We start from the raw sequence: 13,913 nt of genomic DNA on the forward strand, positions 1-13,913 counted from the left end.
TTAAGCCAGGCGGTTCGATCCGCCTGGCTCGCCTGTCAGCTGGCGGTCGCCGCCGTCCAGTTCACCCAACCGAATGCCCAGGTCGCCAGGATCAACAATCCGAACACAATCCGGTACCACGCGAACGCGGCATAACTGTGGTTCGCAATGAACTTGAGCAAGCCGCGCACGGCGATCATGGCGAAAAAGAACGCTGTGACGAAGCCAAGGGCGAAAACCGGCAGGTCGCCGGCCTGGAACAGCTCCCGGTACTTGTAGCCTGAATACACCGCCGCACCAACCATGGTGGGCATCGCCAAGAAGAACGAGTACTCGGTGGCGGCCTTGCGCGATAGACCAAACAGCAACCCGCCGATAATGGTCGATCCGGAACGGGAAGTGCCCGGTATCATCGCCAGGCATTGCGCGAAGCCTACCTTCAGCGCATCCGGCCAGCGCATGTCGTCGACATGGTCGACGTGCACCACGTGATCCCTCTGCTCTGCCCACAACATGACAATGCCCCCCACCACTAATGCCACTGCCACAGTGATCGGATTAAACAGATACTCATGGATCTTATCGGCGAACAATACCCCCAAGACCACTGCCGGAAGAAAACCGATTAATAGATTCAAGGTGAAACGTTGTGCATTGCGTTGGGTCGGTAAGCCGGTAACGATATCGAGAATCTTGCGACGGAACTCCCAGACAACCGCCAGGATCGCGCCCAATTGAATGATGATGTTAAAGGCCATGGCTCGCTCGCCGCCGAAGCTGAGCAAGTCCGCGACAACTATCTGGTGCCCCGTACTTGATATAGGCAAAAATTCCGTCAGACCTTCGACCATCCCTAAAATCAACACTGATATGGTTGTCCAAAGATCCATCAATCCCCCCTCACCAACAAACACCAATGCGTCGACCCCGCTCTAATTCAACGCCAACACGAAAGTAAAGCGCATTAGGCCGATTAACAAAACCCAATGTTATGAAATGTCCATGACCGATACCTCCAACATGAACGTTATACAACAGTTAATATTGGATAGTGCTGAGCCAAACAAAAGCAATAACTCGCATTTAAAACTACAAAGCCCTACAGCCTCATGACACCCAATCAAAAAAATCAAGTAGCGGGAACTTTAGCGACATGCACGGTCGTATTGATGCGAAAACGCGGGACCCTGAGGCAATAGATGGCATAGTGCCATGACCTGCCAGCCCACGAGATTGCCATAGACCACCAGACATCTCGAACCACAAGCGAGCAAACGATCACGTCAGAATGACCGGCAATGTTAAAAAAACGTAACGAGCGCTTGAAAAAACGGTGAAATGTTACCAATTGTCAGTCACAAACAAGAATGAGTGCTTTAACATTCAAATGCCAGCACCCATCCGAGTCAAAGCATGATGCTTACAGGGAAAATAACGACTACAGGCCACAGCGACGCGAAGGAGGAGACAGGTATTCTCACCATTGGGCGAACCCATACGCTAGCTGAGGGCTTTAGGGAATTAGTCGCAAGCCACGTAGGCAAGGATATTGCCGTCGATGCACTGTGCTATAGCAACTCATTCAAAAGAAACAACGATCCTGGTTCATACCGTGCAATTTTTATCGTTATCGACAGCCCTCAAGCGTTTGTTGAAAGCCTCACCGTGGTAGAAAATGTTCGCGCCGAAAATCTGGCGTCAATAATTTTTGTAGCCATCACCGGTAGAGGCACTTACAACAAGATGAAATATTATTTTGCCGGGGCCGACTACTGTATTAATTGCGACACTTTTGCAGACGAAAACACTGACTTACTGTCCGAGTTTTTTGACAGTCCCGAATGGCAAAAAAAGCATAATTTGTTTTTGGACCCCACTCGTATGTGCCTTATTGGCGACTATAAAAAACTGGATGTATCGTTTGCAGAAATGAAAATTCTTGAGGCTTTTTCTCAAACAAAAAACCAAATCTTGAGCCATGATGAAATCGCCAGGATCATGGGGCTGAATATAAATTTTTATGATCCAAGAGCCTTGGAAAAGTCGATCAGTCGCCTTCGCGGAAAAATAAAAGGCATATATGGCATCAACGCCATTCAAAGTATTCGTGGGCATGGATATCGTTTAATCAGGGGTCTGATCTCGACAACCTGATTCTTAGTGTAGAAGGGAGTTTCTGTATTATGAACGCAACAGGGAGCGTGCGACTCTACGGTCACGCAGAGCATTACCTGTCTCGACAATTGATCCTCACTCGGGATGACTGCCCGTTTGGCAGCGAGATCAGAATACATTTTGACGACTCCGCTTCCGCGCCCTGCGCGCCAGAGGCGCATCAGATGAGTGGGATCTACAGTGAAGTACTGATGCAAACCAGGCTGATTGCATTTTCGCTGAAAGATCACAACACCACTAACGGAAGTAAATACTTAAGCCGTAGATTTGTTTGCGTAAGACAGTCAGATCTTGCCAACTCTGCGCTCACAGAAGAGCTGATACAGTCCGGCGATGCTCTGCGCGAATATGGCCAGACACTGGTTATCGCGCTCAATGAACTCCCCCTCTCCGCAGTCAGCTTCGTAGAAAAAAAGAAAATCCTTCGCAACGTATATCTATTGAAAGACCATGGCGTAGAAATCGCGTTTGACGACTACAACATCGACAATCAAAGTATCGAAATCCTTACAACCCTGGATTTATTCGACTATATAAAAATTTCTATTTCCTCTCTAGACTTGAGCCTCAAGCTCAGTGGCAATCCAGAGTTATTCAATCGTCTCCACGAGCGTATGACCATGCTCACTCATAACACAAAAGTCGCTTTTATAGCAGACAGAGTCGAGCACGCTGCCAGTCATATACTGGCACGTGCGCTGCCCTTTAATTACTTCCAAGGGAGTTATTACTCCCCTGCCGACAACCTTTGAATCAACACTCAGACGTGCAACTCAGGAGAGAGCCATGGATAGCAGCACAAACCTCCCTAGAAAATACTTTGTCGTGGTTACTCACAACCCTGCACTAGAACTGGAGCTTGAGGCATTACTGTCCAGCAAGCGATATAACAGTTGCGGTACATCACAGGCAAAGATGTTTTTTGAAGGCGTTGCCCCACCCACTTCTGCCCCAAGGTTGATGGAATTTATTTCCCCGCAGGTGGCCAAAATGGTTCCTCCGGTTATCAAGCATGATACTCAGCGCATCCTTTCGACATTCAAGTCCGAATGGCAAGTTGCCCAATCCGTAACGAAATTTACTCACTTCACATCAACTGCGGACAACGCCAGAGATGACACCAGGGAATACGTCTCCCAGACGGCCAAACCGCACACCCCACTGACTGAAACCTGGCGACTGAGCGATGGCAGCGGCGCGTTGACCAAGGATGGCGTGGAGATTGTCTTGACTGGCCTGGAGGCCACGCTGCTGAAAAAAATGCTGCACCATGAGGATCGCGTGGTCAGCAAGGAGGACCTTATCCGTAGCATTGGCAGAGAACCTGAACATTATCGGGGCCTCGAAATGTGTCTAAGCCGATTACAGGAAAAGTTTAAAAACGCTAGTAACGGCGAACGCCTCTTTCGTGCAGTAAGGAATCGTGGGTACTGCGTGATACAAAAAATCGTACGCGTAAAAATTTAGTCTAAGCCATTCAAATATTCGCCGCGGCAGTGCAATACAACAATAAAAAGCACGCCATTTTATCTACCCGTATCTCCTTCACCACCCGCCCCCCCTATAAAGCTGTGTTAACAAAGTTGAATCCAGACTATTTCTAACGCGCCTCTCGCCCAGACATATCAACAAGATATACAACCCCCCCGTTAAAAGTCGTCAGACAGTGCTCGCGCTAATAAATTAATCTATCCATTGATGACGGCGCCGCCCTTTTGGCGCTTCGTTCGTCAATGCAACGCCATCTAATATGAACAATAACTCTTACTGAATTGATTTTGGCTCTTGTCTGTCGAAACGCGAATGGACGTATTTTGGGGATATCGTATGGTTAACAATCTTCGTATCAATCGAAATACCACCCTCAAAGGATTGACCTTCTGGGGACAGTGGGCGCTTGGCCTAGGCTTTGTTGTTGCCCTATTATTGGTATTGGTTTATTACAAGACGGGGACGGTTGAGTTCTATTATCGAGTCTGTGCAACTCTTACTGTACTAGCATCGGTTCCAGCTTATTCCTGGTGCGGCGTTTATGCAAAGAAGGACAATTACCTGGAGGGTCTGGTAAGACTTCTCATGGGTTGGTCAATGACACTGGCAGCGCTGGCTATTGTCGCCTTCCTCTGCAAGGCCAACGAACTGTTTTCTCGTCAAATCATTCTGGTATGGGCTATCTGCAGCTACATCGGGCAGGCGCTGTTGTACGTCCCGCTGCATGGTTTTTCGAAGTACTACCAACGGGCACTTCAAATTGAACGCAGAACGCTGATTGTGGGTACTGGCGAGCTGGCGCTGGGGCTGGCTAATAAGCTTCGTACCCTCCATCACTTCCCATTGGTAGGCCTGGTAAGTTCCGACACCACTCCTTTGCTGGAGGCAGGTGCGCCACCGGTCGTAGGCCCGCAAGAGGAACTGCTCGAACTGATCAAGACTCATGACATCCGACGCCTGTACATCACGCTACCGCTGAGCGAAGCGGCACAAATCGAAGAAATGTATGTCGACTTGCTGGATGCCAACGTCGATGTTGTCTGGGTCCCGGACTTGAATAGCCTGACGCTGCTCAATCACTCGGTCAGTGATGTGGATGGCATGCCGGCAATCCATTTGATTGAATGCCCGCTGAGCAGCCAACCCACTGCCGCGCTGAGTAAAAGCCTGTTCGATAAAAGCGTGGCTCTGATGGCCATTGTCGCTCTAAGCCCGTTACTGCTGATCATTGGCCTGGCCGTCAAACTCACATCCCAGGGTCCGGTATTTTTCAAACAGGACCGCCACGGCTGGAACGGGAAGGTTATCAAGGTCTGGAAGTTTCGCTCGATGCGCGTGCACGACGATCATGAGGTCAAGCAAGCCAGTCGTAACGACTCGCGGATTACCCCGGTCGGGCGCTTTATCCGTCGCACTTCCATCGATGAGTTGCCGCAGTTGTTCAATGTCTTGCAAGGTCATATGGCGCTGGTCGGGCCACGCCCCCATGCCGTTGCGCACAATGACTACTACTCCGGCAAGATTCTCGCCTACATGGCGCGCCACCGAATCAAACCGGGGATCACCGGGTTGGCTCAAATCAACGGTTGCCGCGGCGAGACCGACACCATCGACAAGATGCAGAAACGCGTCGAGATCGACCTTAAGTACATCAATAACTGGTCGTTGTGGCTGGATGTGAAAATCCTGGTGAAGACGCCGTTCACCTTGCTGTCGAAAGACATTTATTGAGGGTGCACCTGCAGGCTAACCAGGAGAAGCAAGCCATTTGCGCACCGCGTTAGCCTCGTCACTCGTGGCTGGATGTTTCACCAGCCACGCCTGCAACTGCAGCGACAGGTTGTTCTGCTGTCGACTTTCCTGGCGATGTTCATCGCCAACTTCTTTTAAATCTCCGCTCGATACCGTACAGCCTGCTGAGCAAATGCAGGGCAATATCGGCATGCCCGAACTTATCATCAGGCAAGCGCAACGGCGGTAGTTGACCGCAAAAAAGTGGATATCGGGCAATCACGTGACGGCATAAATCTGTTCGCGAGCCGGAACGCCAGCTACGCCATAAAGATGCGGTCCTGACTGGGACCGCTACCTTCCCGGCGCTGCGAAAAAAGCTTAATGCCTACTGAGGGGGGAGCGAAGACGGGAGCAACTAATTTTGTTGCCAGAATGGTATCTGCTCGTTGATTGGCGGGCCGGGACCAACGCGCCGTGTCAATGCTTACTGATATTAACCAGGGGGATGCTGATTCTTTGCTCACGCTGCAGCAGCGTCATCAGGAGCAACACACGCTGCTCTCCCTCCATCGCCAGGAAGATCGCTTCCACATCGACAAAAGGCCCTTCATTGATACGTACCCGCTCGCCACAGGCAAACCGAGCCTCCACAGGGGCTCCGCTATCATGCTCATAAAGTCGGGCGATCAAGTCATCACCTACGGGCAGCGGCTTGCCGCCAAAACTGACAATTCGCAATACACCGCGTGTAGAACGCAAAGGCGCCCAGCTCTCACCTGAGCCGAGCTGGATAAACAGATAACCTGGAAACAGCGATTCGCGCACAGTCCTCATGCGCCCCTGTAAATCACGCTCGCGCTGGTGTGTAGGGCGAAAACAGGTATATCCCTGGTTAATCAGATTGATCTCTGCACGCTCGTCCTGGCTCGCCTTGCACTGAACCAAATACCATGCACTAGCGGTGAGACTCTCAGGCAAGGTCGCTTGAACAGCCGAAGCACTATGGATGGACACAATCAGCCCCTTCTGCGCCAATGCGGTCAAGTAGCTCCATGGATTTACCCCCGACCTTGCGACGGACTTCTCCCAAGGCTGGAAGCGCACCTGAAAAACGGAGTTGGACGATCATGAAAACCTGGCCCTTAAAACAACGCGAAACTTATTGGCAATAAACGAATGCCAGGGAACGCTTTACCCAAGGCGATCGCCTACGCTTACCATCAAACTACACCTCACGGTATTTAACATAGCCAAACACTGAACAATACAAAAAAGTCGAAAAAGTTATAATTCGTCCGATAACACCAAGAAATGTTATTTAACGTGTTATTTAATATCGGGCTTTATATCTGGATATTTTTTTTACTGCATGGCATTCATTAGTGCGTGGCATTTAATGGTTGATGTTGCCGTGGGTTGCCAGTTATGATTTTTAGCGTAGCAACCGTAAAGCACGCTCCAAGTCCAGATTCCAGCAGACCAGAGTCTTAGCAGCGAATAGTTTCATCCAGTACGGTAACTCCTCACGGAAAGAGGCACACACGCAATAGCTGCAAGCCGTCACAAAAGTGCCATTGAAGAAAAACAGAATTTCAGTCTTTCCAATTGCACCATCACCACAAGTGTGGAATTTCCAGGGAGGTTGCCTTGTTTAACAAGATTCTAATCGTTTGCATTGGCAACATTTGCCGAAGCCCTACTGCAGAACATTTGTTGCGAAATGCACTGGGCCGGTCCGACATAGAAGTCAGCTCCGCGGGTCTTGGCGCGCTACAAGACCACCCTATCGAGTCCACCGCCCGGGTCGTACTGGAAGAGCATGGCCATCTGCCAAATGAGCACAAAGCCAATCAACTGACCCCTGCCGCCATCAGCGAATCGGATCTGATCCTAGTGATGGAGCAATCGCACATAGACCGTGTTCTCAAGCTCGCGCCTGCAGCGCGAGGAAAGGTCTTCTTGCTGGGCAAGTGGCAGAACAACCGCGAAATCAGCGACCCCTACCGTCAAGGCAAACCTGCTTTTGTGCATGCATACGCGTTGATTGAAGAAGCAGTAACCGCCTGGGCACGGCGTCTCGCACGCTAAACCACTCCTCGAATACCTGTTAAAAAAGAACCCACTTATGCAGCAAACTCCAGCATTAACCTCACAGGACGATGATGAAATCGACTTGATGGGCCTACTCGGGACACTGGTCGATCATAAATGGTTGATTGCCGGGATCACTGCTGCCTCCATGGTCGTTGGAACGGCCTATGCGGTTTTGGCCAATCCTGTTTACCAGGCAACTGCCTTGATCCAGGTGGAGGCCAAAAAAAATGACATGCTCGGCTTCTCCGATATCAACAGCATGTTGGGTAAAGAGTCACCTTCAGCCACAGAAATTGAATTAATCAAATCACGCGCGATCATCGGCAAGGTTGTCGACAACCTATCGCTCGATATCACTGTCGAGCCAAATCGTTTTCCGGTGATCGGCGACTTTATTGCTCGTCGGTTCAAACCAGACACGGTTAATTCGGTCGCGACGCCATGGCTTGGCATGAACAGTTTTGCCTGGGGTGGTGAAGCCCTGAAAATATTTCAGCTTGAGCTTCCACAAGAGCTTCTAGGTCAGGAACTAACTTTCGTCAGCGGTGAGAGTGGCCACTTCACTTTGCTGGATGAAGACGACAATGTCCTGCTCGAAGGTCAAGTGGGCCAAGCCTACGACCAAGACGGCATCAAACTGCAGGTCGAAGTGTTGCAGGCGAATCCCGGTACAACGTTCAGCATTGTGCGCGACCAGCGGCTGACCAGTATTTTGAAGTACCAAAAGGTACTTGATGTATCAGAGCGCGGTAAAGAATCCGGCATGATCGGATTGGCTCTTGAGAGCGAGAAACCGGCCGAAGCCATTCAAATCCTCAATGAAATCGCCAAGCTCTATGTAAGGCAAAATGTTGAGCGAACGTCGGCCGAAGCTGCTCAAAGCCTGGAGTTTTTAAACGACCAACTGCCTCAGGTCCGTAAAGACCTGGAAAAAGCCGAAAACGCCCTGAACAAGTATCAAATTCGCAGTAAATCCATCGATATCAGCCTGGAAGCCAAAGCCATTCTCGATCAGATCGTGGCGCTTGATACCAGCATCTCCGAACTGAAATTGCAGCAAGCGGAAATGGATCGCAAGTTTACCCGTCAGCATCCCGCCTATCGGGCCTTGCTCAGCCAATTAGGCGAGCTGACAGCCAAGCAGAATGGCTTGGCCAAAAAAGTCGAGGGCCTGCCTTCAACACAGCAAGAACTGCTTAGCCTCACCCGCGATGTAAAAGTCAGCACCGAAATTTATACCCAGCTCCTGAATAAATCCCAGGAACTGGATGTAATGCGTGCCGGCACCGTGGGCAACGTGCGCTTGATCGATACCGCCGACGTGGATCTGCTTAAGCCCGTTAAACCCAAGAAGGCCCTTATCGTACTTATTGCCACCCTGTTCGGGGCTATTCTGGCTGCTGCATTGGTGCTTTTTCGCAAAGCCCTTAATCGTGGGGTGGAAAATCCGGATCAAATTGAACAACTGGGGTTGCCGGTGTATGCATCCATCCCTTTCAGCACACTGCAAAAAAGTGAAGAAAGCAAAACCCTCCGAACTGGCCGAGGCCGCAGTAACAATGTCGCCCCCATACTGGCCAGCAGTCACCCCACCGACCTGGCCATAGAAGGATTGCGCAGCCTGCGCACCAGTCTGCACTTCGCCATGCTCGAAGCCAGCAATAATCGGCTGATGATCTCCGGCCCAAGCCCCAAGGTAGGTAAAACCTTTGTTTCCGCCAACCTCGCCGCAGTCATCGCTCAGACCGGCCAGCGTGTATTGCTGATCGACGTGGATATGCGCAAAGGGTATTTGCATAAAGTATTCGGAACCCCCGCTGAAAACGGGCTTTCAGATTTACTGGTCAAGCGCTGCGACCTGGCAACCGCGATCAATAAAACTGAATTCGAGCACCTTGACGTTATCGGCCGCGGACAAATACCGCCCAACCCTTCAGAACTGCTAATGCACGCGAACTTCAGTGCCTTTCTGGACGAAGTCAGCGCCCAGTACGACCTGGTAATTCTGGATACTCCACCGTTGCTGGCGGTGACGGATGCGGCGATTGTCGGCCGCCAATCGGGCACCAGCTTGATTGTGACGCGCTTTGCGCTTAACCCGGTTCGTGAAATTGAATTGACCATGCGTCGCTTTGCTCAAAATGGCATCGATTTGAAAGGCGCCATTTTCAATGGTGTTGAAAAACGCGCCTCGGCCAAATATGGCTATGCCGATTATGGTTATTACAACTACGAATATAAATCAGAGAAAGCTTAGTTAACTAACTGTTATCTAAACCCCGCTACCGTCGAGCAGAAGTGCATGGCGGTAGCCATATCAACTCCACCTTGCTATCTGCAACTGAAAAAAGATGCAGACATATTAATAAACAATGACGCTCTCAGGGACTGGCAATTAATCCTGGGGCGGTAGCGTGGCAAAAATCAAATTCGTGCTGCCCCACGTCGATGGTTATCCGTTAATTCGACATATTTCTCTGGATCAACAAAAGTTGGATCGCCGTTGTTTTATACAACTTCGATCTGAAACAACATTTGTCAGTCAGTCCAAACATCCCTCCCCCTTCAGTTTCGAACATAGCAATGGATCGCCCTATGAAGACCCTATGCATTTTTGGTACCCGTCCTGAGGCCATTAAAATGGCTCCACTTGCGTTGGCACTGGCGGCAGATGAACGCTTTGAGGCGAAAGTCTGCGTCACCGGCCAACACCGTGAAATGCTCGATCAAGTGTTGGGGTTGTTTGCCATTGAGCCGGACTTCGACCTGAACATCATGAAACCCGGCCAGGACCTGACCGATGTCACCAGCGCCATCCTGCAGGGGCTGAAGAAAGTCCTGGCAGAATTCAAACCCGATATTGTGTTGGTTCACGGAGATACCGCCACCACCTTTGCGGCCAGCCTCGCGGCCTACTACCAGCAGATTCCGGTTGCGCACGTGGAAGCCGGTTTGCGCACGGGTAACCTCTACTCGCCGTGGCCGGAAGAAGGCAATCGCAAACTCACGGGGGCGTTGGCCAACCTGCACTTCGCACCAACCGAAACGTCACAAGCCAATCTGCTGCGCGAGGGCGTTGATCCAGACACTATCGTCGTCACGGGCAACACAGTGATCGATGCCCTGCTGGATGTCGTCAAACGTCTCGATCGGGACCAGGAACTGCTTGCCCAAGCCTCTGCGCCGGCGGCCTTTCTGGACCCCGCTCGAAAATTGATCCTTGTTACAGGCCATCGCCGGGAAAGTTTCGGTGATGGCTTCGAGCGCATCTGTCAGGCGTTGATGGAGGTTGCCCAGCAACATCCAGAGGTTGATATCGTCTATCCCGTGCACCTCAATCCCAATGTGCGCGAGCCGGTCAATCGACTACTGACCGGCATTGACAACATCTACCTGATCGAACCCCTGGACTACCTGCCTTTCGTCCACATGATGAGCCGTGCGCACATCATTCTGACCGACTCCGGAGGCATCCAGGAGGAAGCGCCGTCGCTAGGCAAACCCGTGCTGGTGATGCGCGACACCACAGAACGGCCAGAGGCCGTTGCCGCAGGCACGGTGAAACTGGTCGGCACCGAAACCGCCGAGATCGCCCGTGAGTTGAACCGCTTGCTGACCGATACGGTTGCCTACCGCACCATGAGTTACGCCCATAACCCCTACGGCGACGGTAAGGCCTGCCAGCGCATCATCGAGGCGCTACTCGCTCGTTAACCCCCTCCCTTGCTTAACAGCCGTTGCGTTGCACGGCTGTTATCTCGCTTGAAAAACGTATCTAACACATCACTATTCAAGGACGTTCCATGCCTTTCAAAACCATCTCCGTCGTTGGTCTCGGGTATATCGGCTTGCCCACTGCGGCTGTCTTCGCCTCGCGCAAAAAACAAGTGATCGGTGTCGACGTTAATCAAAACGCGGTTGATATCATCAACCGTGGAGAGATTCATATCGTTGAGCCAGACCTGGACATGGTTGTGCATGCGGCTGTGACTGAAGGCTACCTGCGCGCCACCACCCGGCCGGAACCCGCCGATGCTTTTCTGATCGCCGTGCCCACTCCGTTCAAGGGCGACCATGAACCGGACCTGACCTACATCGAATCGGCCAGTAAAAGCATTGCCCCGGTATTGAAGAAAGGCGACCTGGTCATTCTTGAATCAACCTCCCCGGTCGGCGCTACCGAACAGATGGCCGCCTGGCTCGCCGAAGCCCGTCCAGACCTGAGTTTTCCGCAAACCCACGGTGAAAACTCCGACATCCGCATTGCCCACTGCCCGGAACGCGTACTACCCGGCCACGTGCTGCGCGAGCTGGTGCAGAACGACCGAGTTATCGGTGGCATGACACCGAAGTGCTCGGAGTTGGCCATCAGCCTTTACAAGATCTTCGTCCAGGGCGAATGCATCGTTACCAATGCCCGCACTGCGGAAATGTGCAAACTCACCGAGAACAGCTTTCGCGACGTGAACATTGCCTTCGCCAACGAACTCTCGATGATTTGCGACAAACTGGATATCAACGTCTGGGAACTGATCCGCTTGGCCAACCGGCACCCAAGGGTCAACATCCTGCAACCTGGTCCTGGAGTAGGTGGGCACTGCATTGCCGTTGATCCCTGGTTTATTGTCAGCAAGACCCCCGAACACGCCAAGTTGATTCGGACTGCACGTGAAGTAAATGATGGAAAGCCTAAATGGGTATTGGAAAAAGTACAGTTAGCTGTTGCTGATTTTTTGCAAACCCATCCAGACAAGAGCGCCCGAGAAGTTACGATTGCCTGCTTCGGACTAGCCTTCAAGCCGGACATAGATGATCTACGAGAAAGTCCTGCGACGGCGATCTGCGAGCAGATCTCAAAAATGCATCCGGGAATTGTGTTAGCTGTTGAGCCTAACATTGATCTCTTGCCAGCCAAGCTTGAAAAAAGCATGTCACTGAGCATGATAGAACCCGCTCTCGCAGAGGCAGACGTAATAGTACTACTCGTTGACCATAAAGAATTCAAAGAAATTGAAAGTAGTAAAATCAGAACTCGCCATACCATTGACACAAGGGGGATTTGGAAAGCATAACCCCCCCCTTCACAAACATCATTCAACTCAGTAATTCTAGCGGACATTTTATGCTTTCATTCGACTCTATAAAACTAGCAGTTATTGGCCTCGGATATGTAGGCCTCCCACTCGCTGTTGCTTTTGGCAAAAATCGAAAGGTTCTTGGGTTCGATATAAACAAGCCACGTATTAATGCGCTTAAATCTGGTCACGACACGACATTAGAAGTCAGTAACAGCGAATTAAAAGAAGCAACCTACTTAACATACTGCACAGACCCAGAAAGTTTGGCCGAGTGCAATATCTTCATCGTGACTGTACCAACTCCAATCGATGAACATAAAAACCCTGACTTGACGCCACTTATAAAAGCCTCAGAGACCATTGGCAGAGTTCTAAAAAAAGGCGACATAGTAATCTACGAATCAACCGTTTATCCAGGCGCTACAGAAGAAGAGTGCGTACCTATTCTGGAAAAATACTCTGGATTAAAATTCAATGAGGATTTTTACGCAGGATATAGCCCCGAGCGTATTAACCCAGGCGACAAAGAACACCGAGTTACAACCATTAAAAAAGTTACATCTGGCTCCACACCAGAAGCAGCAGACCTAATTGACAAACTTTACAATCAAATAATTACTGCCGGCACGTATAAAGCCAGTAGTATCAAGGTAGCTGAAGCTGCGAAAGTTATCGAAAACACACAACGAGATTTGAACATCGCGCTGATTAATGAGCTGGCTATAATCTTTAATAAAATGGGCATTGACACTGAAGAGGTTTTAAAAGCCGCCGGAACAAAGTGGAACTTTCTTCCATTCCGACCGGGTTTGGTTGGAGGACACTGCATCGGCGTGGACCCTTATTACCTTACGCATAAAGCAGAAGCTATAGGTTACCACCCAGAGATAATATTAGCAGGCAGACGCCTGAATGATAGCATGGGCACCTACATTGTATCGCAGTTGATCAAGTCCATGCTTAAGCAGCGCATACATGTTGAAGGTGCTCGAGTACTGGTTATGGGCCTTACTTTCAAAGAGAACTGTCCAGACTTACGAAATACTCGTGTAGTTGACATCGTAAGAGAGCTACAGGAATACAACATCACAGTTGACGTATTCGATCCTTGGATTAATCATGAGGAGGCAAAAAAAGAGTACTCAATTTCTCCTGTACACGAACCATCTACCAGCACTTATGACGGGATCATCTTGGCTGTTGCTCATGATGAGTTTCGCTCAATGGGCGCTGACAGCATCCGCAAATTTGGCAAGCCAGAACACATCCTCTATGATCTAAAGTATTTGCTGAACAAAGAAGAGTCCGACTTACGTCTATGAATCACTCTTAAAGTTATCTTAAGCGGCGGTCAGAATAAAC

General features: G+C 50.5%; 11 protein-coding genes. 9 read left to right on the forward strand and 2 right to left on the reverse strand.

Annotation, left to right across the window (positions count from 1 at the left end; all coding sequences use genetic code 11):
* Positions 1-35: 35 nt before the first annotated feature.
* A complete protein-coding gene (locus CD175_RS16255; RefSeq protein WP_104449685.1) occupies positions 36-869 on the reverse strand; it encodes an undecaprenyl-diphosphate phosphatase in 834 nt (277 codons plus the stop codon).
* 523 nt (positions 870-1,392) lie between these two features.
* Between CD175_RS16255 and CD175_RS16260 the strand changes: the two genes are divergently transcribed.
* The 4 genes from CD175_RS16260 (at position 1,393) to CD175_RS16275 (ending at position 5,376) form a co-directional block, all read left to right on the forward strand.
* The gene (locus tag CD175_RS16260) at positions 1,393-2,133 is read left to right on the forward strand and encodes a winged helix-turn-helix domain-containing protein (protein WP_240628999.1); all 741 of its coding nucleotides are present in this window, start codon (positions 1,393-1,395) and stop codon (positions 2,131-2,133) included.
* Positions 2,134-2,318: 185 nt separating this feature from the next.
* Positions 2,319-2,906, forward strand: a complete 588-nt coding sequence (locus CD175_RS16265; RefSeq protein ID WP_205886341.1) for an EAL domain-containing protein — start codon at positions 2,319-2,321, stop codon at positions 2,904-2,906.
* Positions 2,907-2,940: 34 nt separating this feature from the next.
* Positions 2,941-3,621: a winged helix-turn-helix domain-containing protein gene (locus tag CD175_RS16270; RefSeq protein WP_104449687.1), complete on the forward strand. Its 681-nt coding sequence runs from the start codon at positions 2,941-2,943 to the stop codon at positions 3,619-3,621.
* Between the two features lie 360 nt (positions 3,622-3,981).
* Positions 3,982-5,376, forward strand: coding sequence for an undecaprenyl-phosphate glucose phosphotransferase (locus CD175_RS16275; RefSeq protein WP_104449688.1), 1,395 nt, complete (start codon positions 3,982-3,984; stop codon positions 5,374-5,376).
* Positions 5,377-5,856: 480 nt separating this feature from the next.
* Here CD175_RS16275 and rfaH read toward each other — a convergent pair whose 3' ends face one another.
* Positions 5,857-6,387, reverse strand: a complete 531-nt coding sequence (gene rfaH, locus CD175_RS16280; protein ID WP_104449963.1) for a transcription/translation regulatory transformer protein RfaH — start codon at positions 6,385-6,387, stop codon at positions 5,857-5,859.
* A gap of 639 nt (positions 6,388-7,026) precedes the next feature.
* Between rfaH and CD175_RS16285 the strand changes: the two genes are divergently transcribed.
* From CD175_RS16285 to tviB, 5 genes are all read left to right on the forward strand, one after another.
* Positions 7,027-7,467, forward strand: a complete 441-nt coding sequence (locus CD175_RS16285) for a low molecular weight protein-tyrosine-phosphatase (RefSeq protein ID WP_104449689.1) — start codon at positions 7,027-7,029, stop codon at positions 7,465-7,467.
* 37 nt (positions 7,468-7,504) lie between these two features.
* Complete coding sequence (locus CD175_RS16290) at positions 7,505-9,730, forward strand: polysaccharide biosynthesis tyrosine autokinase (RefSeq protein WP_104449690.1); 2,226 nt, start codon at positions 7,505-7,507, stop codon at positions 9,728-9,730.
* Between the two features lie 338 nt (positions 9,731-10,068).
* Positions 10,069-11,187, forward strand: coding sequence for a non-hydrolyzing UDP-N-acetylglucosamine 2-epimerase (wecB, locus tag CD175_RS16295; protein WP_104449691.1), 1,119 nt, complete (start codon positions 10,069-10,071; stop codon positions 11,185-11,187).
* Between the two features lie 89 nt (positions 11,188-11,276).
* A complete protein-coding gene (gene wecC / locus CD175_RS16300; RefSeq protein WP_104449692.1) occupies positions 11,277-12,545 on the forward strand; it encodes a UDP-N-acetyl-D-mannosamine dehydrogenase in 1,269 nt (422 codons plus the stop codon).
* Between the two features lie 50 nt (positions 12,546-12,595).
* On the forward strand, positions 12,596-13,873 hold the full coding sequence (gene tviB / locus CD175_RS16305) for a Vi polysaccharide biosynthesis UDP-N-acetylglucosamine C-6 dehydrogenase TviB (RefSeq protein ID WP_104449693.1): 1,278 nt from the start codon (positions 12,596-12,598) through the stop codon (positions 13,871-13,873).
* The last annotated feature ends 40 nt before the right edge of the window (positions 13,874-13,913 follow it).

Source organism: Pseudomonas laurylsulfatiphila, assembly GCF_002934665.1.
Taxonomy (GTDB): domain Bacteria; phylum Pseudomonadota; class Gammaproteobacteria; order Pseudomonadales; family Pseudomonadaceae; genus Aquipseudomonas; species Aquipseudomonas laurylsulfatiphila.